This window comes from Alienimonas californiensis, assembly GCF_007743815.1.
Taxonomy (GTDB): Bacteria; Planctomycetota; Planctomycetia; order Planctomycetales; family Planctomycetaceae; genus Alienimonas; species Alienimonas californiensis.
Genome location: NZ_CP036265.1, coordinates 609,500 through 628,299 on the forward strand (window position 1 = coordinate 609,500; position 18,800 = coordinate 628,299).

The window sequence follows — 18,800 nt, forward strand, 5'->3', positions numbered from 1 at the left end:
CCTCCGCGCCGCCCTCGCGTCGCGGCGGCGGGGCGGGAACACTGCCTGGCCCGCTCCGTCCCCCCGCCGCCGCCCGCATGTCCGACGCCACCCGCCCCGCCGCCCCGCCCGCGATTCAATTCGAGAACGTCACCCTGCACCGCGGCGGCACGCTGATCCTCGACGGCGTGAGCGGCCGGATCGGCGGCGGCGAGACGGTCGCCCTGCTGGGGGCGAACGGCTCCGGGAAGACGACCCTCAGCCGCGTGATGCTGGGGCAGATGTGGCCCTCGGAGGGCGTCGTGCACGTGCTGGGCGAACGCCTCGGCCGCACGGAACTCCGCAAGTTGCGGCGACGGATCGGCGTGGTCAACGGCGCCACGGACCTCGGCCCCGGGGAGCTGCGGCGGACCGGGGCGATCGTCGACGCCCGGCTGGACGCGGTCTCGGCGGTCTGCACCGGCTTCTTCGCCACGGTCAGCCAGTTCGAAAAACCCACCGAAGAGCAGCGGGACGCCGCCGCCGAGCTGCTGCGAATCGTCGGGCTGGGCCACCGGCTTTCTCACCCCTTACTAAAGCTCTCCACCGGGGAGCAGCGGCGGGCGGTGCTGGCCCGGGCGCTGGTGACGAAGCCGGAACTGGTGATCCTCGACGAGCCCACCGCCGGGCTGGACCTGCCCGGCCGGGAGCAGTTGCTCGCCGCCCTGGCCGACCTGCGGGCCGCCCGGCCGCGGCCGACGATTCTGCTCATCACGCATCATGTGGAGGAGATCCCCGGCGACGCCGAGCGCGTCTGGCTGATGCAGGCCGGCCGCCTCACCCACGACGGCCCGCCGGCCGAGGTGTTGCAGAACGACGCCCTCTCCGCCGCGTTCGGCTGCGACGTGCGGGTGAGCCACGACCACGGCCGCTACTGGGTCCAGGTCGCCGCCAACCCCTGGGCCGGCGCCCGCGCGGCGGTCGGGACCTGAGTTCTCCGGGAGGGATCGGCGTGTCGGCGTCTGAACGCACGGCCGGAGCTTGCGCTCCGGGCTCACAGCCGACGCGACGCCTCAGCGTGGTTCGCTCTCGTCGGCCGGTCGGTCGTCGGCGGGGGCGTGGCGGGGGCGTGGCGGTCGCATTTCGGGCAGTCGAGGCGATGTCCCCGCATCTCGCGTCGCCCCTGTCGGGTCGTCACCCAGTCCCGAACCGTCCAGGGCGGGTCGTGCCGCACATGCTGGTTGTGGCCGCAGGCGAGCTGCGCGACCCAGTGCCCCGCGTCGTCCAGGTGGTAGCCGGTGATCGCTTGCCGCATGGGGCCACGGTAGGGAGAGGCGTTCGCCCCCGGCAACGGCCTGGCGTCCCCCGAACAACGGCCCCCGCCCAATCTGCACTTGGACATGCACGTTTCGGCGCCGTACCGTGGGGAGCGCGTTTTCGAGACGCGGTCCCCGGCCTCCGGCACGTTCTTTCGGTCACTCCATGTCCCGTCGCTCCTGGACTTCTCGGACGTACTGGGCCGCGGTCCTGGCGGTCGCCTTCGTCACGCCGGCGGCGACGGCGCAGCGTGACGACTACAGCGGCCCGCCCATCAGTTACGAGACCGCGGAGGTCGACGACCCGGTCGCGCGATTGTCCCGGCAGCTCGAGGCCGGCGAAATTGAACTGACGTTCGACGCGGAGCACGGGTACCTGAAAGGGCTGCTCACGGCGCTGGACGTGCCGGAGAGTTCGCAGACGCTGGTCTTCTCCAAGACCAGCATGCAGCGGAACCTGATCTCCCCGCGGACGCCGCGCGCCCTCTATTTTAACGATGACGTATACGTCGGGTTCTGCCAGGGCGGCGGGGTCCTCGAACTGGCGGCCACCGACGCGCAGCAGGGCGCGACCTTCTATACGCTGGAGCAATCCGCGGCCGAACCGCCGCGGCTGGTTCGGGACCGCGGCCACTGCCTGACCTGTCACGCCTCCACCCGCACGCAGGACGTGCCCGGGTATCTGGTGCGCAGCGTCTTCGTGAGTGCGGGCGGGCAGCCGGAGTTCGGCAGCGGGACCTTCACGACCGACCACGCCAGCCCGTTCGAGGAGCGCTGGGGCGGCTGGTACGTCACCGGCACGCACGGCGACATGCGGCACATGGGCAACGCTTTGTACCAACGGCGGGAGGGCGACGTGGACCGTGAGGCCGGCGCCAACGTGACCTCGCTGGAGGGCCGCGTCGCCACCACGCCCTACCTCACCCCGCACAGCGACCTCGTCGCGTTGATGGTGTTGGAGCATCAAACCCAGATGCACAACGCCCTCGCCTGGGCGAATTATGAAACGCGGCGGGCGCTCCACCAGTCGCAGGTGATGAACGAGGCGCTGGACCGCCCGGCCGATTATCTCAGCCCCACCAGCGAGCGCCGCATCGACGCCGCGGCCGATCGCGTGCTGGAGTATCTCCTGTTCCGCGACGAGTTCCCGCTGACCTCCCCCGTCGCCGGCACGAGCGCCTTTACCACCGAGTTTCAGGCCCGCGGCGTCCGCGATTCGCAGGGGCGGTCGCTGCGCGACTTCGACCTCGACACGCGGCTGTTCCGTCACCCGTGCAGCTATCTAATCCACTCGGCGGCGTTCGACGGACTGCCGGACGTGGTGCGGGGCCGAGTCCTGACAAAGTTAAAGTCCATTCTCCAAGGCGGGGCAGCCGCGGAAGATTATCCGCGACTGACGCCCGCGGATCACCGGGCGTTGCGGGAGATCCTGACCGAGACCAAGCCGGAGTTCGCGGCGCTGGAATAGCGGCGGGAACGGGCGACGCCCTCACGGCAGGGGTTTGCCGCCGGTCACGGCGATGCGTTCGCCGATGATGTAGCTGCTGTCCGGCGTGGCGAGGAACACGTAAGCCGGGGCCAGTTCCGCCGGCTGGGCGGGCCGGCCGATCGGCGTGTCGCCCCCGAACTCCGCCACGTGCTCGCCGGGGAAGGAATAGGGGATCAACGGCGTCCAGACCGGCCCCGGGGCGACCGCGTTCACCCGCACCCCCTGTTTGATCGCCTCCTCGGCGAGGGCCTTGGTGAACGTCAAGATCGCCCCCTTCGTGGTACTGTACGGGATCAGCGGCGCGGAGGGCTGATAGGCCTGGATGCTGGTCGTATTAATGATCGCCCCTCCCGGCGGGATGTGTTCCAACGCCTTCTTGGACAGGTGGAACATCGCGAAGACGTTCGTGCGATAGGTCTTCTCCAACTCCTCCGCGGTGACCTCTTTAATGCTGCCGAAGGTCATCTGATAAGCGGCGTTGTTGACCAGCACGTCCAGTCCGCCGAACTCGCTAATGCAGCGGTCGACCAGCGCCTCGCAGTGGGCCGGGTCGGCCAGGTCGCCGGGCACGGCGACGCAGCGGCGGCCCTCCTCTTTTTCGCAGACTTCGACGGTCTTTTTCGCGTCGTCGTGCTCGTCGAGGTAGGAGATCAGCACGTCGGCCCCCTCGCGGACGAAGGCCAGGGCGACGGCCCGGCCGATGCCGCTGTCCCCGCCGGTAATTAACGCGACCTTCCCCTTCATCCGGCCGTAGCCGTGGTAGGAGAGTTCGCCGTAATCCGGCTCCGGCTCCATCTTGCGTTCGCTGCCGACGGGCTGCTGTTCCTGGGCGGGGAACGGCGGCTTGGGGCCCATCTCGCGGGGGTCGGTCTCGGTCGGCTGGCGGGACATCGGGGGCCTGCAGGTCGGGGAACACTCTGACCGACCACGTTAGCCGGCGGCCGCGTGGCCCTCCCCGGACGAAGACCGATCGCCCGGTAGGGCGAGAACCGTCGGGGGCTCCCGCGGCCGGGCGGGGGGGCCGAAACCGACGGGGACGCACCGGGTCGACGGCGGGTCCGCCGCCCCGTTCCCGGCCGGAGGGGCGGGTCGTAGCGTGTTTTAACCCTCTCCCCACCGGCCCCCAACCCGGAGCCCCCGCAATGCGCTTCATCCCCACCCGCTTACACGCAATTGCCGACTACGGCACCGCCGTCCTGCTATTCGCCCTGCCCTGGTTGCTGGGCCTCGCCGCCACGGAGCGCGGGGAGGGCTACGGGGCGTTGGTGGCGGTTTGCGTGGCGGCGGGCGCCGGCTTGGCCCTGCTGAGTTTGGTGACGAATTACGAGGGCGGCCTGCTCCCGGCGGTGCCGATGCCGGCGCACCTCACCGCCGACGCAATCATGGGCGCCGTCCTCATCGCCGCCCCGTGGGTATTCGGCTTCGCGGAGACCTTCGGCGACTGGACTTGGGCGGCGTTCGTCGCGATCGGGCTCATGGAGATCGGCGCGGCCCTGTTTACGCACACCCGCAGCCCGGCGGCGGTCCCCACCGACCCCCGCCCCGGCACGGAGTCCCATTCCGGCGCCCAGCGTCCCGCCCGGATCTGAACCGCCGCGTGCGGAGTTCCGATTGAACCCGACGACGCCCGGCCGCTTGCGGTCGGGCGTCGTTCGCTGCGCCCGCCGCTACTCGGCTGCGGCGGCCTCGGGCTGCGGTGTGAGGAGTTCGGGGCGGTCGAGGACGAGGTAGTGCCCGTGATCGGCCGTCACGATCATCACGCTCTCCTCCCAATTGCTGTGACGCTCGACCCAGTCGGTGACGACCTTCACGGCCGCGTCGCCGCTGTTCACCGCGCCGATCGAGTTGTCCAGGTTGTTGTCGTGGTTCGCCCAGTCGACGTCGCCCGGTTCCACCATCAGCCAGAACCCCTCCGGGTCGCGTTCGAGCACCGTCAACGCGGCCCGGGTCATGTCGGCCAGGGTCGGGTTCTCGGAGAGATCCGCGGGGGAATATTCCTCGGCCTTTTTCGTCCGGCCGGCGGTCGGGTCGTAGCCGCCGTCGGCGGTCTGGAACGGCAGGTGGCCCTTCCCCGTCTTCGTGCCGTAGAAGCCGAGCAGCCGCTGCGACTCCGCCGCCGCCTGTTCGGCCGCTTCCATTAATCGTTCGGCGCCGGACACGCCGGGCGTGCGGTACGCGACGACGTAGCGGCCGCCGTGCTCGACGTCGACCTGCCGCCGGTCCTCCGCGGCGAGGTAGGAATTGCCGGGGACGTAGTTCTCCCCCTGCCCGGAGTCCTGATCGCGGTCGGCGCCGTAGCCGCCGCCGATCAGCACGTCGAGTCCCGGCAGCGGGCGGTCGGGGTGGCTGATCGAGGGCAACCCCAGCAGGTCGCGGGTCAGATCCTGATAGTCGTTGCGATGCACGTTATGGGCGTACGCCGCCGCCGGGGTGGCGTGGCTGATCGGCACGCTGGAGACGGCGCCGACGGCGAGGCCCTGCTCCTGGGCCATGTGGGCGATCGTGCGGACGCGGCGCCCCTCCGCGTCGACGTTGACGGCGTTGTTATACGTCTTGATCCCCGCCGTCATGCTGACCGCGGAGGAGGCGGAGTCGGTGTAGGCGTGCCGGTTCGACGAGAACTTCGGGCCGGAGACGAGGTATTCGAGGTCCTCCCCCGGCGTCCAGGGGTCGGCGCCGGCCCGGGCCGGGTCGTAGCCGCCCGCCAGCGCACCGCCGGGGTTGAGAACGCGTTGCGCGTCCACGTCGACGTCGGTCCCGTCGTTGTGCGGGCTGGTCACCATGAACCCGAACTGGCTGGTGCCGTTCGCGTCGTACTCCTGAAAGTGGGTGCCGGTCCCGCGGCCGGACGAGTACGGAATGCGGCGCGTGTTATAGATCGCCGCCGCCCGGGTCGTCTGCCAGTCCATGCCGTCGAACACGATCAGGAAAATGTGCTTCTTCCCGGCCTGCAGGGCCGCCCGTTGCAGCTCGAAGACGTTGGTTTGATCGAGGTACTCCGCCTCCGGGTTGAGGGTGTTCGCCGGCGGGCGGCCGTACAGGCGGATGAGCTTCTCCCCGCTCCGGTAGGCGCTGTTGGCGCCGGTGTAGTCGTCCAGGTCCACGCCGGCGCCCGCGGTGCCGTAGGTATAGATGGGAATGAGCCGATTCGAGTGCGTCCCCCACAGCGTGTAGGTGTCCGGCCGCCAGCCCCAGTGGGCCGCCGGGGAGACCCCCTCCTCAATCGCCCGTTCCTGAAGTTCGCGGACCGCATCCCCGCCCGGCGCCGACGCCGGGACGACCGCCCCGCAGGCCAGCAGGACGAACGGGAGCCACAGCGACGGGCGGCGATTTGAACGGGATTTCGTCATGAATCTCGGGCGAGCGTCCGGGACGGGAAGAGTGCGAAGCGGACCGTCAAGGAGGCGCGCAATCGGGCACCGACGGCGCGCTCAGGATCGGGCGCCGCGGAGGCGGGGGCAACCGGCCGCCGACGCCCTGAGACGAAGGCCGTTCGCCAGCCGAACGGTCCTGCGGGATGCGGTCGTCTCCGGCAGCCGCTCGACTGCGAGCACGGCGCCCTACCGCGGCAGGGCGACCAGCGTCCGGGCGGCTTCGAGGAGGTCGGCCGCCTGCAGCGTCGGCGGCGGGGCGAGAGGGTAGAGTTGCTTGCCGGGCCGGGAGAGGAAGCAGGTCCGCATCCCCGCCCAGGCGGCGCCGGCGACGTCCCAGCCGTGCGCCGCCACGAGCAGGCAATCCTCGACCGACTCGCCGACCTGCCGGGCGGCCCAGCGATAAACGTGGGCGTGCGGCTTGAACAGCCCCACCGTCTCCACGCTCAGACGGGCCGACAGGTATCGCTGCAGGCCGGAGTTCTCCATCTGCGCCTTCACGCCGGCGGCGGAGGAGTTCGTCAGCGTGACCAGCTGGTAACCGGCCTCGGTCAGTTGCTTCAGCGCCGGCTCGACGTCCGGATGGGGCGGCAGCGAGCGGATCGGCGCCAGCGCCCGGGCGGCCTGCTTCTCCGACAGGTCGATCCCGTGGTTCGCCGCCAGCATCCGCAGCGTGGCCGCCCCGATGACGCCGAAGTCCTCGTACCGATCCCCCACGGTGGCCACGAGCGAGTGGTGCAGCAGCGAGGAGAACCACAGCGGAACCAGCTCCGGCCGTCCCCCGAGGGCCTCGCCGACCGAGGCGACCAACGGGTCGAGGTTCAGCAACGTCTCGTTCACGTCGAGGAAGATGACCTTCGGACGCGGCCCCGGATCGGCGGGGGCCGCCGTCGTCGCGGGCGGGCCGCTCCCGGCGAGCGCCGCCGGCGCGGCGGCCGCAGCGGCGGCGACGAACAGGCGGCGGTCGAGGGGGGCGTCGGCGTGCATGCCGCATCGTATCAGCCGCCGCCCCCCCGCCCACCGTTCGATCAGAGCGGTTCGATCAGAGCGGTTCGATCAGAGCGGTTCGATCAGAGCGGTTCGAACGACGGGTTGCGGACATGGCCGACGGTCAGGTTCGGAATATAAAACTGCGTGCCGCCGCCGGGCAGGCCTGTGCTGCGGCCCCTCGCCTCCAATTTGGCGTTCCGCCGGGACGTTTCGCCGGGGTCGAGGCGGGCCATCCCCTTGAAGCCGCCGAACCAGGCGTAGACGGGGACCTTCAACTCCACCGTCAGCAGGAAGTCGAGGGAACTCCAGTTCTCTTTGATGCAGGAGGTGAGCCGGCCCCATTCCCGCATGCTCACGCCGTTCGCCTCCGCGATGGAAAGCCGCTGGGCGTAGCCGGCGTCGTGTTTGAAGGGCTGGGTGGGGCTCCACCAGGGGGAGAGCGGGGAGTCGTCGGTGACCGGCGGGGGGGCGAGGGAGCTGAAGGCGTTGAACTTATAAATCGACATTCCCGCCGGCAGCAGCTCTTTGGTGGGGTCGCCGAAGGCGGTTTGAAAGGCGTCCCGCACGTGCCCGCCGCCGCCGGTGGAGATGGCGCCGACGTCGGTCCAGGAGAGTTCTTCATTGAGAGCCATCGGGGGCGTCCGTGAGGGAATTGTGGTTGGAACGTGTGTGCGTCCCCCACGGCGTCCGCGACAGACGGCCGGATCATCAACCGACCCCGCCCCCCCGTCAACGCCGTCCCGCGGGCGGGGGTCCGTCGTGCGGAGCCGCGAGTTCTCCGCGGCGGGGGCGGCCGGACCGGAAAAACACGTCATCCCGGCGGCCCGCCCGGCAGGACTTGACGGCGTCCCCGGCGCAGGGTGACGTGCCGACTCCCGCTTCGCCCGCTGCTCGCCCCACGCCCCGGTCGCTCCGAGGAATTCGTGCGTCCGCCCGCGGACGGTTCCCGTCCACAAGCACTATCTTCTCAGGAGCGGCGCGATGCGACAACATCTCTATAGCACGGGCGTGACCATCAACGGGCAGTACCGGGCCCAAGGCGCCGCCGTCACCCTGTCGAACGATCCGGCCGACGATTTCATCAACGGGACGAAGGCCTGCCTGAACGAGCTCAAGGGCACCAGCACCGGCGCCCGCCTGCTCAAGGAGATCGACGAAAGCGGACATGTCGTCACCGTTTATCGGACCGAGGACAAACTGACGGGAGGCAACTCCCAGGGCGGCGACTCCGCCGCCGCCGGCGTCGATATGGTCGTGGCCCTGGACTCAAAACGCCCGGACGGCTCCACGGAACTGCAGGAAGTCCTCGCGCGGGCTACGCAGGATCTTAGCGGGCGCTCCAAGGCCAAGAAGTTCTTCGGTATCGGCAAGGCTCGGCCGAAGTTCCTCCCGCTGGACGCGATCGCCCGGCTGGTCGGCGCCTCGTCCAATCATCTGAAGGAGATGGCGGCGGGAAAGCGGGCGATCCCCCCCGCCGTCGACGCCAAGCTGCGCGTCTACCTGTACGACTTCCTCACCCCCGGGACCGGCCAGAGCTGCTTCGTCAACTTCAATCACCTCCGCGACAACCTCAGCGAGGCGCATAAAAAGTACCTGCCCCAGGGCCTGACCTGGATGAACCGCCCGCCCGCCGTGGCGCTCGGGCACGAATTAATCCATGCCTGGCGGGTGATGAGCGGCCGCGTGCTGTTCAAGTACGGCTGGGAGGAGGAGGCGATGACCGTCGGCCTGCCCCCGTTCGTGAACATGCCGCTGACGGAGAACCAGATCCGCGTCGACTGGGGCAACCTGGCGATTCGCCCGCATTACGAATTTATCCAGATGAAAACGGGCCTTGTGTCCCCCAAGGGGGCGGGGATCGCCTCGGGGACCAACACCTGGCAGGGCAACGACAAAGCCCTGCACGCGAACCAGCGCCTGGCCCGGACCGCCGCGGACCGTCGCCAGGCCATGGGCTACAACAACGATACGGACGACGCCGACGAAGAGTGGGACGACTGATCCCCGCCGGCGCCGGCGCCCGGTCGGTCCGCGGGCGCCTCCCTCCTGCCCCAGCCGCCCGTCGCCCCGCCGTCACTCCCGGTCCCGGGCGATCAGGGCGGCGGAGCCGTATTTCTTGCGGCCGTGCGGGTCGGTCATGGAGCAGGCGCCGGTCACGGCCCCGTTGGCGAGCCGGCCCCGCATAAACAGCTTCGCCTGGCCGACCCGCTCGGTCTCGACGGTCACCGGCCCGTCGCCGTCCGTCGGGGCGGAGCCGGTGAACTTCATCTCAAACTTCGGTTTGCCGGGGACGTCGAAGGCGACCCCGCCGGCGATCCGGTCGCCGGTCCGCTCCGAGACGGAGAGGGCCCACTTCATCTGCTCCTTCCCGTCCTTCCCGCCCCGGAGCGTACCGTACCAGACGGCGCCGACCCGGAAGGGATCGGCGGCCTCCCCGCCCTCCGCCGGCGGCATCTCGGAGGCGTCCGCCGCCGCGGGGGCCGCGGCGTGTTTCGCCTTCAGCGCGGCGTTCTCCTGCCGCAGGGCCTCGTTTTCCTTCTCCAGCAGGGCGGCGGTCGTCTCGGCCAGTTGGAGTTGCAGTTCGAGGGTCTTAATCCGGTCCTCCAATTCGCCCCCCCGGAGTCCCGCGGGCAGGGCGGCGCCGAGTCCGGCGACGATGAGAACGGTGAGCAGCGGCGTGCGGCGGTGCATGTGGGAGGCCTGTGGGCGAGGGAGCGGCGGTCGGGCCGCGGAATCGAGCCCCCAGCCCACCTGCCGCCCTCCACGGCGTCAACCCGGCGCTTCGGCCGTCGACTGAATTTGCCGCCAGCCGTGCGGCTGGGGCAAAAGTGAAGCGGGCGGCGCCGGCATTGCCGGCGCCGCCCGCGGGCGAACTTGCGACCCGACGTCCACAGCGCCGCGGGCCGTTTAGAAGTAAAAACATGCCGCCCGTCGCCCGCGATTGCGGGCGGCGTTACGAATTGAGTTTTTCCAGATCAAAGTTAAAGGTGTTCTCGCCGGCCTCCACATTCACCGGCTCGGGAACCGTGACGGGCGCAGCCGGCGGCGGGGCGGGCTTGCCGGCGTCGGCGGAGTCGGGGGGCGGCGGGGGTTCGTTGTAGGGGCTGATGCGAACCGTATGCGTGCCGACCTTCGCCCCCGCGGCGTCGACGGTGTATTGCAGCGAATAGCGGCCCTCGGCGTCGGTCGTTCCCACCGACGGGCGGCCCTCCTGCGGGTGGAACTCGACCGATGCGTTGACGACCGGGGCGCCGCCGTCGGTCACCGTACCGGAGACCTCGCCCAACTCCGGCCGGTCGGACGGCCCGCCGCAGCCGGACGCCACAGCGACCGCGAGCGACAGCACGCCGAGGGGAAACATCCGTCGAAGCATCAATGAACCTGTCGAAAAAGGGAGAGCGGGCGAAAGAAGGGGGCCGCGTCGGTCAGACGCGGCCCCCGGGAAACGAAGGCCAGGACGCGGGGCTGACGGCGGCTCAGAAGCCTTCGACGACGACCCCGTCTTCCCGGTTGCAGAGGGCCATCAGCACCTTATTTACGTCCATGGTCTCGGACATAAACTGCACCGACCCGTCCGCCATCGCAACCATGGCCCCGCCGGAGTGCGCGGACCGGATCCCCAGGTGGTGTTCATAAGGCCGGGAATCCGCCCCGGTCGTGGTGCCGCCGATGTGGTTGATCGCGAACCGCGGCGAGGTGAGGTTTTGCGTCCATCCGCCCGCGGCGTGCAGCCCTCCGCCGTTGGCCAACGCGCCGGCGCCGGCGTGGGTGCACGGCCGAAGATCCTTGCGGTTGCCGGCCGCATCCGTGAGGTAGTCGGAGTGCTCCCCGACGGCGATCGTGTTGGTGGTGCCGTCCCGGAACTTCGCGATCGAGACCTTTTTATTCTGCGAGTTCCAGGGGATGATCGACCCGACGTACATCATGTACCCGTAGTTGGTATTAATAGCCCCCTGCGGGATGGTCGTGGTGTCCGGCAGGTAGTACGCACCGCTGATCCCGACGTAGTCGGACGCCTGAACCGGCATCGTGGCCGGGGCGCCGAGGGCGACGGTCGCCGATTGGTTCGTGGCGGTAATCGTTTCGTCCAGCGGGTTCGACGGGCATCGCAACGCCCCGATCCACAACTTGGAGCGGAGCTCCCAGTTCCGGTCCGGCTGACCGTCCTGGGTGACGAACGTGGTGTCGACGAACGTCATCTGCTCGAACGCCGCCGCCTGATCCAGCTGCGGCAGAATCTGCGCGATCCAGGAGGCGCCCTTCTGCACCGGACTGGTATTCTGACGGACGTTCCCGGGGAAAATCTTGTACGTGCTGTGGTAGTTGTGCAGCGCCAGGCCCAGTTGCTTCAGGTTGTTCTGGCACTGGCTCCGACGGGCCGCCTCCCGGGCCTGCTGCACGGCGGGCAGGAGCAGGCTGACCAGGATCGCGATGATCGCGATCACCACCAGCAGTTCGATGAGCGTGAACCCCTCGCGACTCCCCCCGGAGGCGTTCGCGGGACGTGAGCAGGAACGCGGCAGGACACGAAGCGGCGGTTGCACGGCGAAGAACCTTGGGTCGAGACCAGAACAGAGAGGTCGACTTCGTCAGAAGAACGAAGTTGATTGGAAGGGGGGCGGCGGCGTGGAGGACGACGAGCGCCACCCAGCGGAGCAACCCTTCTCAAGCATAATGCAAGCCCGGGACGGGCAGAAGATCGAAAGGGCAGTGGGAGAAGAGTTTTCGTGCCGTACCGCCCCGATTCCCTCGCAACTGAAAACTCTTGCCTACCTGGATCGCAGCGGCGCCGGAACCGTCGGCGCTTCCGGCCGGCGCCGGCGCCGCGGGCGGCGGTCGGCCCGCAGTGTACCCGGCTGCCCCAGCCACCCACGCGTCGACCGGACCGGAAAGACACGTCCCCCAGTCGCCCGCCCGTCGTCGCGGCAAGTTCTTTCGGCGAGACATGTGCAATCCCGCTGATGCGTCCGTACCGTGGCGGCGAGGCGTCCCGGCCGGCCGCCGGCGGCGTCCCCTCCGTCCCTCTCCTCTTTTCATCGAACCCTCTTCCACAGAAGAGGTCAGGCCCATGGAAGAGATCATGCCTCGCCACGAATCGCGCCGCACGGTCCTGAAATCGCTCGCCGCGATCGGGGCCGGTTTGTACGTCGGGCCGGTCGCGCGGGCGGACGACTCGAAGTCGCCGAACGAAAAGTTGAACCTCGGCCTGGTGGGGGTCGGCGGGCGGGGCTACGCCAACCTGCAGGGGGTGGCGAGCCAGAACCTCGTCGCCCTGTGCGATGTGGATCCCCGCCAGGCGAAGACCGCCTTCGAGGCCCTCCCGCAGTCGACGAAGTACGCCGACTTCCGCCGGATGCTCGACGGAGAGACGTTGGACGGCGTGGTCGTCAGCACGACCGACCATCTGCACGTGCCGATCGCCCTGAACGCGATGCGGCGGGGGCTGCCGGTCTACGTGGAGAAACCGCTCGGACACAACGTCTGGGAGACCCGGCTGGCGGCGCAGGTCGCCCGGGAGCAGCAGGTCGCCACGCAGCTCGGCACGCAGATTCACGCCGGCGACAACTATCGCCGCGTCGTCGAACTGGTGCGGGCCGGGGCGATCGGGCCGATCGAAGAAGTGCACGTCTGGGTCGGCAAGGGCTGGGGCGGCGGCACGCGGCCGACCGACACGCCCCCGACGCCCGAGGGGCTCGACTGGGACCTGTGGCTCGGCCCGGCCCCGCAGCGGTCGTACCACCCGACCTACCTGCCGGCCAACTGGCGGCGGTGGTGGGACTTCGGCAGCGGGACGCTCGGCGATATGGGCTGCCATTATCTGGACCTCGTCTTCTGGTCGCTCGGCTTGAAATACCCCACCGCCGTCGCCGCCGCCGGGCCGCCGCCCGACGCGGAGACGGCCCCGGTCGGCATGACCGCGACCTGGGACTTCCCCGCCCGCACCGTCGAACCCGCCGCCGACGGGGCCGCCGGCGGCGAGATGCCGGCGGTCAAAGTCACCTGGTACGACGGCGACCGGGCGCCCCGCGAACTGCACGGGATCAAGCTGTCCGGGTCGGGCGTGCTGTTCGTGGGGAAGGAGGGGCAGCTCCTCGCCGACTACGGCAGCCGCAAGCTCTTCCCGCAGGAGGCGTTCGCCGACTTCACGCCGCCGGAGCCCAGCATTCCGGCGTCGATCGGGCATCACGCGGAGTGGATCCGGGCCGTCAAAACGGGCGACCCGACGACCTGCGACTTCGCCTACTCCGGCCCGCTGACCGAAACGGTGCTGCTGGGCCTGGTCGCCTACCGCCTCGGCCGGCCGATCGCCTGGGACGCCGAAACGCTGACCGTGCCGGACGTCCCCGAGGCGGCGGCCCTGATCCGGCCCCCCTACCGGGCCGGGTGGGAGATCGCCTAGCGCGGCGGGCGGGCGCATTCTCAAACATTTCGTCCCGCCGGCCGCGGATTTCGCGAGTCGGTCTTGGGAACAGGCGTTCATTGGCGATCCTCGGGCGGTCCGTCCCGTTCCCCCCGCCCCCGCCTGAGCCGTGTCGACCGAACGCCCCGCCGTCTTCCCGTCCCCCGCCCCGTCCCCCGCCCGGCCCGGGGGCCCGCCGCGGGGGCCGGGCCGTCGTCCGGCGCCGTGGACGGTGGAGGACCAGTTGCGGGAACGGGAGCGGCGGACGCGGGTGCGGGCGGCGCTGCTGGAACGCCTGCCGCCGCCGGACGCGGGGACGCTGGACGATCTGGGCTCGTTCCGCATCGACCTCTGGCCGCCGCAGCCGGCGCCCCGCCCCCGCGGCGCCGCCCGCGGCCCGTCGGCGGCGGGTCCGGTCTGGACCGGCGCGGCGCTGTTGGACCTGATCCGGGAGTTCGCCGCCGACCGCGGGCCGGATTTTTCGAAGCAGGAGTTCATCCGCTGGGCGCGGATCACCTCGGGCACGGTGAACCGCCACTGCGGGGATTGGCGATCGACCCGCGTGGCCGCCGGCCTGCCGGCGGAGCCGGCGACGGAGGACTCGGCCCTGCGCACGCTGCACGCCCTGTTAAAAACGCTGCACCTGAACCGTCACCGCACCCGCCCGCTGACCGCGGAGCAGTTGGCCCGGGCCGCCCACCTGAGCCGCGGCCCGATCGGCTCCTTCGGCGGCATGAAGCAGGTCCGCAACCTCTACCGCCTGTGGGTCGCCATGCACCCGCAGGCCGCGGAGACGCCGTGAGCCCCGGCCGGCGACTCAACTGGGCTCCGCGTCCGGCTCGGGGAAGACGTGTTTCCGCAGGCGGGCGCGCAGACATGGGTCGTCGACCTCCTCCGCCAGCACGGCCTCGACGGCGGCCCGGTCCCGGGCGAGGTCGAGGCCGAACCAGCGAGGGTTCTCCAACCCCAGCATCGTGAGCTGCACCAGCTGGCGCAGTTCCGCCTGTCGATTCCGGAACTTGGCCAGGCGGCTGTTCTCTGCGAGCGCCGCTTCATAGGCCTCGCGGATCTCGTCCTCCTTGATCGCGTCCGGCGTGATCCCGGATGGATACTTCCACCCGGGCGGGGCCATGTTCATAAACACCATACGGTCGGGGGCGGGGTCGGGTTCGAACTGCCCCTCGAGCAGCGCCCGGAACCGCACCATGAGGCGGAAGGTGTGGATCGGTTCGACGCCCGAGCCGTCCGGGTCCGTCCGCGCGGCCGAGGCGATCGTCATGAGGTCGTCGAGCAGGGCGCGCAGGCGAACCGTAGCGGGCCACGGCGGCGCCGCGAGCCGCTTTTCGATCGATTCGACGAGCGCCAGGGGGTTCCGCTCCGGGTCTTCGTCGCCGGTCTCGTCGGCGGCGCCGGCCGCCGGCCCGAGGAGGGCGAGGACGCAACCGGCCGTGACGATTGCGGCGAACTGGGTTCGAAGCATTCGAGAACCCTGAGGTGGGAGCGTACGGGTCACGGACAGGCGGCAGCCCCCCGCCGCGGCGAGGGAGCGGGCCGCAGGGTACCGTGCGGCGGGCCGCCGGGCGCCATGAACTGACGCCGGACGGGTGGCCGGGGTTTAGGGGCCCGCCGCGGGCCGCTCGATCGTCGAGCCGGCGAACGTGCCGTCGTCGAGTTGATCGAGGAAGGCCAGCGTGGTTCTTCCCAACGAACCAAGCACGGACTGCCGATCGGAAGGAAAGACGTCCGGACTGGTCCAGAACGGCGGATCGTACAGGACGGCCCGAACGACCCGGTCGTTCGCGTCGAACCACACCAATGCGGTATAGGGCGGGTCGGCGTCGACGTCGTACCGCCAGAATTGTTTTCCCCGGCGGACGATCTCTCGCAGACTAATTCGACCGCTGACCTGACAGTTTTCATTGGTCTCGTCCGGCGGCCCAAGTCGGCGATAGACCTCGGCGATCCCGTCGCCGGACCGGACGCTCTGCAGTTCGGCGTGACGGGTCGGCCCGTCCTGCGGCTCCGGCGGATCGAACGGGAATCGCGATTGGGCGGAAAACGGAGCAGTTTGACGGTAGAGCCCCGCTTTCTCGCCTAATCTGCGGAGCGCCGTCTGGGCGAGCCGTCTGATGAAGTACCGACGGTAGTCGTATTGACCGTAAAATATATCTTTAAAGCTCTCGCCCGATTCCAGCAGCCGAAGCTGCGGGATCGCCTCGGTCATTCCGAGGAGGCCGGGAAAATGCACAAGCGTGCCGACCGAGAACAACGTCTCCTCCGTGGAGAGGTCGTCGTTCAGCCACGAATCGCTCTCTTGAGCCCAGGTCACGAGTCGCGACAACTCCCGCCGGACGATCTCCCGTTCGCGATCGTCCAGTTCGTCGGCGAACTCACCGGGATCGATCGGTTTCAGGTCGACTAACGAGATCGCGACCCGAGCCCCCCACCAGGCGCGCGCCACGAACCGGTCTCCGTCGGCGGTGAAGTACACGAGGCTGTGATCCTGCCAGTCCGTCCCGGCGGTCGTCGGATGGGCGAAACGGCCATAGCGCGGAAGGACCTCGTGAAGACGCACGAACGCCAGATCCTGATCGGACTCGTCCCGCACGAAGATCAACCCGCCGCCGCTGTGCGGCCTCCAGGTCGCCTTCCAACCGTCGCCCGTGCGCTTTGCGACGGGGTCCGAGAACATGACGGTCATGGGATGCTTTCGCGGCAGGTAGGACCCTCGGGCAGCTTATCGACGCAGCCGATCGAACGCGCGAACGGGCAGGGCTGCCGGGGCAGGAACGCGCGGACGGGTGGCCGGGGTCGGCCGGGGAGGAGCGAGGACGGACTCTCGGCGAGGCTCCGGCCGCCCCCGGGAGCGCGACGCGGCGCTCCAGGAAGCGACGTTCCCCCGTCCGGGGGCGGCCCGGCGACGCGGAGGAGCGACGCCACGCTCCCCGCGGCTTGGTGGCATGCCTTCGCCTCGCAGCGCCAGCGGAGAGGCGTAGGCATGGAGTGCGGCGTGCGCTCCCCGAGACGAACAGTGCGGACGTCGCTCCAGCATGCCGACTGCCGAAAAGCGGCTGAAGGCATGCCACCCAGAGCTGAAAGGGGGATCGCGCCCCATCAGCATGCCACCCCGCCCGCCGCCACGTCACCCAGCACTGGCGAGACGCCAGTGCCACCCAAGCCACTCACTCACCAGTGCCACCCGCCGGGGGCGTCGCCCCCCGCCCCGGCCGCCCGCCCGCAGTGACAGTCGTGACGGAGAGGGCGTCATGTGCCACGCGCAATGTTGCATCATGTGTCACGCGCATTACGCTGACGCAACGAAAGGCGCACCCATCAGTGCGATCCGATACGCAGTGCCGATCGAATAGCCGGCAGGTCGGCGCGAGCGTTCCGGGGAAATGCGTTTCGACAACTCTCGACAGGATTTCTGCGTCGAAGCGATACCGCAGCCGCGTCGCAACAACATTCGGAGCGATCGGAATGCGAGCGCCGCCGGAACGACGGGCTGACCATTCGCGGCGACGTCGACCCGCCGCGTGACGAAATCAAGAACGCCGGCGACCGATGTTTTTGACATCACACGACAGGGATAACACCCAGCCGTGATGCATGAAGTTACGTTCAGCCATTGCGGCCGGGCGATTCTTAGAACCTTCCACGAGCTCTCGCCCGTCATGCAATTGAAACGAATCTCGTTGTTCCTGACAGCGATCGCAACAATCACGCTCGGCGGAATCGCCCTGGCTCAAACGGCGACGACGGAGCCCGTCGCGACGACCGCCGACGACACCGTGAAGCGTATCGATGCGGCGGACGACTCCGAGCCGATCGGAGAGAACTCGCCGACCACGGTCGTCGAAGCGCGCGGACGGGCCAGGCTTCTCCACGATACGCTTCACGGCTCCCTGCAGGTCATGCACCGCGACTACTTTCGTGAGGACGAAGGGCTGAAAGTTCCGTCCCGTTCGCTGGAAGACGTCTTCAGCGAGTTGGCCAGAATCCATGGGGTCAAGTTGCACTGGATCGCGGTCGACTTGAAGCCGATGAGCGTGGACAACAAAGCGGAGACCGAGTTCGAAAAAGAAGCCGTTCGCGTGCTCAGGTCCGGCGAGGAGGAGTTCGAATCGGTCGCCGACAGCGAATTCCGTTTCGCGGGCCGGATTCGCCTGTCCGCGACGTGCCTGGGTTGCCACGCCTCGGGGCGATCCAACAACGACGACCGAGCGGCCGGACTGGTGATCACGATGCCCTTGAAGCGAGCCGACTAAGAGTCGGCTGGGGCGGCATGCCTGCTCCTCGCAGCGCCGGCGGAGCGGCGTCGGCATCCCGTGCGGCGCGCCGCCCCGCCCGCCGTCACTCCAGACCGGCGATCGCGGCGTCCTGCGGGAAGGCCGCTTTCGCGACCGCCAGCAGCGCCGGCCGCAACGCCTCGGAGTCGTCCCGGCCGGTCTGTTTCCCGCCCGCCACCACCGCGACCAGGTCGCACTCGAAGCAGACCCACACGTCCGCGACGGTCCCGTCGCAGCCGGTGAACCGCAGTTTCACGCCGTAGGTCGGCAGGCACCGCTTGCCCGTGTGCGGAGAGAGCCAGTCGCCCGACCGCAGCGCCGCCGAGAGCGCGGCGGCCTTCCCCCCCGGGACCGCGACCGGGCCGGCCGTTTCGCGGTAGTCGCCGACCCAGGCCGGCTCCGGCGGCGGGGCTTCCCCCGCGGGCGGGGCTTCCCCCGTGGGCGGGGCCGGGGTCCGGGAGCGGTGCGACACGCGGTACGCCTCGACTCGCTTCGGGTTCGCGACCGCGGCGTACGCGTTCGGCCCGCCGAAGAACGTGACGACCGCCCCCGGCGCCTCCGCGGCGGCCGGCGGGTCCGCGGCGGCCGGCGGGCCGGCGAACCCGACGCCCCCGCATCCGGCGGCGGCGGTCAGCCCGAGGCCCACGACCAGCCCGGCGGCGGCCGACCGGAGGGCCGGCGGGAGGTGGACGAGACTGCGGAACATGGCGGCGACTCGGTGAGGAGGAAACGGGAGACGACTGCGGACGCCGCGTCCCCGCCGCGCGTTCCCCCGAACCGCAAAGATTTTCGCCGGGCGCCGTCCGCCGGGCGCCGGGCTCGCCCGCCGGAGTGCAGCGGAGCGCAGGCGGGTGGGCAGGCCGAACGACGGGCGACGTGGACGGGAGGCCCGTTCGGCGGACGCCGCCCCCCCGGGGGCGGCCCGGCGACGCGGAGGAGAGCCGCCACCCTGACCACGGGCCGACCCCGGCCACCCGCCGGGTGCCA

The 18,800-nt window shown here is 70.0% G+C and carries 18 protein-coding genes; 7 read left to right on the forward strand and 11 right to left on the reverse strand.

Going from position 1 to position 18,800, the window contains the following annotated elements:
• Positions 1-77: 77 nt before the first annotated feature.
• Entirely contained in the window at positions 78-950 is an 873-nt protein-coding gene (locus CA12_RS02405) for an ABC transporter ATP-binding protein (protein ID WP_165700511.1), read from the forward strand.
• A gap of 62 nt (positions 951-1,012) precedes the next feature.
• On the opposite strand, the gene CA12_RS02410 is transcribed toward CA12_RS02405, so the two are convergent.
• Positions 1,013-1,273, reverse strand: coding sequence for a DUF3565 domain-containing protein (locus CA12_RS02410; RefSeq protein WP_145357230.1), 261 nt, complete (start codon positions 1,271-1,273; stop codon positions 1,013-1,015).
• A 167-nt stretch (positions 1,274-1,440) separates the two neighbouring features.
• Here CA12_RS02410 and CA12_RS02415 point away from each other — a divergent pair, with 167 nt between their 5' ends.
• On the forward strand, positions 1,441-2,742 hold the full coding sequence (locus CA12_RS02415; RefSeq protein ID WP_145357232.1) for a hypothetical protein: 1,302 nt from the start codon (positions 1,441-1,443) through the stop codon (positions 2,740-2,742).
• Between the two features lie 21 nt (positions 2,743-2,763).
• On the opposite strand, the gene CA12_RS02420 is transcribed toward CA12_RS02415, so the two are convergent.
• Positions 2,764-3,654 carry an SDR family oxidoreductase gene (locus CA12_RS02420; protein ID WP_145357234.1) on the reverse strand — a complete coding sequence of 297 codons (891 nt, stop codon included), beginning with the start codon at positions 3,652-3,654 and terminating at the stop codon, positions 2,764-2,766.
• 251 nt (positions 3,655-3,905) lie between these two features.
• Between CA12_RS02420 and CA12_RS02425 the strand changes: the two genes are divergently transcribed.
• On the forward strand, positions 3,906-4,352 hold the full coding sequence (locus CA12_RS02425; RefSeq protein WP_207622112.1) for an SPW repeat domain-containing protein: 447 nt from the start codon (positions 3,906-3,908) through the stop codon (positions 4,350-4,352).
• A gap of 78 nt (positions 4,353-4,430) precedes the next feature.
• Here the strand turns inward: CA12_RS02425 and CA12_RS02430 are convergent, their stop codons facing one another.
• The 3 genes from CA12_RS02430 to CA12_RS22380 form a co-directional block, all read right to left on the reverse strand.
• On the reverse strand, positions 4,431-6,113 hold the full coding sequence (locus CA12_RS02430) for an alkaline phosphatase (RefSeq protein ID WP_145357236.1): 1,683 nt from the start codon (positions 6,111-6,113) through the stop codon (positions 4,431-4,433).
• A gap of 210 nt (positions 6,114-6,323) precedes the next feature.
• Positions 6,324-7,121, reverse strand: coding sequence for a haloacid dehalogenase type II (locus CA12_RS02435; RefSeq protein WP_145357238.1), 798 nt, complete (start codon positions 7,119-7,121; stop codon positions 6,324-6,326).
• A gap of 83 nt (positions 7,122-7,204) precedes the next feature.
• On the reverse strand, positions 7,205-7,756 hold the full coding sequence (locus tag CA12_RS22380) for a hypothetical protein (protein WP_207622113.1): 552 nt from the start codon (positions 7,754-7,756) through the stop codon (positions 7,205-7,207).
• Positions 7,757-8,105: 349 nt separating this feature from the next.
• On the opposite strand from CA12_RS22380, the gene CA12_RS02445 reads away from it, so the two are divergent.
• A complete protein-coding gene (locus CA12_RS02445; RefSeq protein WP_145357240.1) occupies positions 8,106-9,125 on the forward strand; it encodes a M91 family zinc metallopeptidase in 1,020 nt (339 codons plus the stop codon).
• Between the two features lie 72 nt (positions 9,126-9,197).
• On the opposite strand, the gene CA12_RS02450 is transcribed toward CA12_RS02445, so the two are convergent.
• From CA12_RS02450 to CA12_RS02460, 3 genes are all read right to left on the reverse strand, one after another.
• On the reverse strand, positions 9,198-9,815 hold the full coding sequence (locus tag CA12_RS02450) for a hypothetical protein (RefSeq protein WP_145357242.1): 618 nt from the start codon (positions 9,813-9,815) through the stop codon (positions 9,198-9,200).
• A 262-nt stretch (positions 9,816-10,077) separates the two neighbouring features.
• Positions 10,078-10,497, reverse strand: coding sequence for a carboxypeptidase-like regulatory domain-containing protein (locus CA12_RS02455; protein WP_145357245.1), 420 nt, complete (start codon positions 10,495-10,497; stop codon positions 10,078-10,080).
• Positions 10,498-10,600: 103 nt separating this feature from the next.
• Positions 10,601-11,668, reverse strand: a complete 1,068-nt coding sequence (locus tag CA12_RS02460; protein WP_145357247.1) for a DUF1559 domain-containing protein — start codon at positions 11,666-11,668, stop codon at positions 10,601-10,603.
• A 536-nt stretch (positions 11,669-12,204) separates the two neighbouring features.
• Between CA12_RS02460 and CA12_RS02465 the strand changes: the two genes are divergently transcribed.
• Both CA12_RS02465 and CA12_RS02470 read left to right on the forward strand, forming a co-directional pair.
• Positions 12,205-13,524: a Gfo/Idh/MocA family protein gene (locus tag CA12_RS02465; protein WP_145357249.1), complete on the forward strand. Its 1,320-nt coding sequence runs from the start codon at positions 12,205-12,207 to the stop codon at positions 13,522-13,524.
• 130 nt (positions 13,525-13,654) lie between these two features.
• Positions 13,655-14,326 (forward strand): hypothetical protein, encoded by a 672-nt coding sequence (locus tag CA12_RS02470; protein WP_145357251.1) that lies wholly within the window; start codon positions 13,655-13,657, stop codon positions 14,324-14,326.
• Positions 14,327-14,341: 15 nt separating this feature from the next.
• Here CA12_RS02470 and CA12_RS02475 read toward each other — a convergent pair whose 3' ends face one another.
• Together CA12_RS02475 and CA12_RS02480 are read right to left on the reverse strand one after the other, a co-directional pair.
• Complete coding sequence (locus CA12_RS02475; RefSeq protein WP_145357253.1) at positions 14,342-15,004, reverse strand: hypothetical protein; 663 nt, start codon at positions 15,002-15,004, stop codon at positions 14,342-14,344.
• Positions 15,005-15,139: 135 nt separating this feature from the next.
• Positions 15,140-16,216 carry a hypothetical protein gene (locus tag CA12_RS02480; RefSeq protein ID WP_145357255.1) on the reverse strand — a complete coding sequence of 359 codons (1,077 nt, stop codon included), beginning with the start codon at positions 16,214-16,216 and terminating at the stop codon, positions 15,140-15,142.
• Between the two features lie 913 nt (positions 16,217-17,129).
• Here CA12_RS02480 and CA12_RS02485 point away from each other — a divergent pair.
• Positions 17,130-17,792: a c-type heme family protein gene (locus CA12_RS02485; RefSeq protein ID WP_145357257.1), complete on the forward strand. Its 663-nt coding sequence runs from the start codon at positions 17,130-17,132 to the stop codon at positions 17,790-17,792.
• A gap of 85 nt (positions 17,793-17,877) precedes the next feature.
• Here the strand turns inward: CA12_RS02485 and CA12_RS02490 are convergent, their stop codons facing one another.
• A complete protein-coding gene (locus tag CA12_RS02490) occupies positions 17,878-18,519 on the reverse strand; it encodes a hypothetical protein (protein WP_145357259.1) in 642 nt (213 codons plus the stop codon).
• Positions 18,520-18,800 lie beyond the last annotated feature (281 nt).

What these genes read in the sequence shown, in the direction of transcription:
- CA12_RS02405 (WP_165700511.1), top strand. Translation starts at nt 78, where the DNA reads ATGTCCGACGCCACCCGCCCCGCCGCCCCGCCCGCGATTCAATTCGAG.
- CA12_RS02410 (WP_145357230.1), bottom strand. Translation starts at nt 1,273, where the DNA reads ATGCGGCAAGCGATCACCGGCTACCACCTGGACGACGCGGGGCACTGG.
- CA12_RS02415 (WP_145357232.1), top strand. Translation starts at nt 1,441, where the DNA reads ATGTCCCGTCGCTCCTGGACTTCTCGGACGTACTGGGCCGCGGTCCTG.
- CA12_RS02420 (WP_145357234.1), bottom strand. Translation starts at nt 3,654, where the DNA reads ATGTCCCGCCAGCCGACCGAGACCGACCCCCGCGAGATGGGCCCCAAG.
- CA12_RS02425 (WP_207622112.1), top strand. Translation starts at nt 3,906, where the DNA reads ATGCGCTTCATCCCCACCCGCTTACACGCAATTGCCGACTACGGCACC.
- CA12_RS02430 (WP_145357236.1), bottom strand. Translation starts at nt 6,113, where the DNA reads ATGACGAAATCCCGTTCAAATCGCCGCCCGTCGCTGTGGCTCCCGTTC.
- CA12_RS02435 (WP_145357238.1), bottom strand. Translation starts at nt 7,121, where the DNA reads ATGCACGCCGACGCCCCCCTCGACCGCCGCCTGTTCGTCGCCGCCGCT.
- CA12_RS22380 (WP_207622113.1), bottom strand. Translation starts at nt 7,756, where the DNA reads ATGGCTCTCAATGAAGAACTCTCCTGGACCGACGTCGGCGCCATCTCC.
- CA12_RS02445 (WP_145357240.1), top strand. Translation starts at nt 8,106, where the DNA reads ATGCGACAACATCTCTATAGCACGGGCGTGACCATCAACGGGCAGTAC.
- CA12_RS02450 (WP_145357242.1), bottom strand. Translation starts at nt 9,815, where the DNA reads ATGCACCGCCGCACGCCGCTGCTCACCGTTCTCATCGTCGCCGGACTC.
- CA12_RS02455 (WP_145357245.1), bottom strand. Translation starts at nt 10,497, where the DNA reads ATGCTTCGACGGATGTTTCCCCTCGGCGTGCTGTCGCTCGCGGTCGCT.
- CA12_RS02465 (WP_145357249.1), top strand. Translation starts at nt 12,205, where the DNA reads ATGCCTCGCCACGAATCGCGCCGCACGGTCCTGAAATCGCTCGCCGCG.
- CA12_RS02475 (WP_145357253.1), bottom strand. Translation starts at nt 15,004, where the DNA reads ATGCTTCGAACCCAGTTCGCCGCAATCGTCACGGCCGGTTGCGTCCTC.
- CA12_RS02480 (WP_145357255.1), bottom strand. Translation starts at nt 16,216, where the DNA reads ATGTTCTCGGACCCCGTCGCAAAGCGCACGGGCGACGGTTGGAAGGCG.
- CA12_RS02485 (WP_145357257.1), top strand. Translation starts at nt 17,130, where the DNA reads ATGCATGAAGTTACGTTCAGCCATTGCGGCCGGGCGATTCTTAGAACC.
- CA12_RS02490 (WP_145357259.1), bottom strand. Translation starts at nt 18,519, where the DNA reads ATGTTCCGCAGTCTCGTCCACCTCCCGCCGGCCCTCCGGTCGGCCGCC.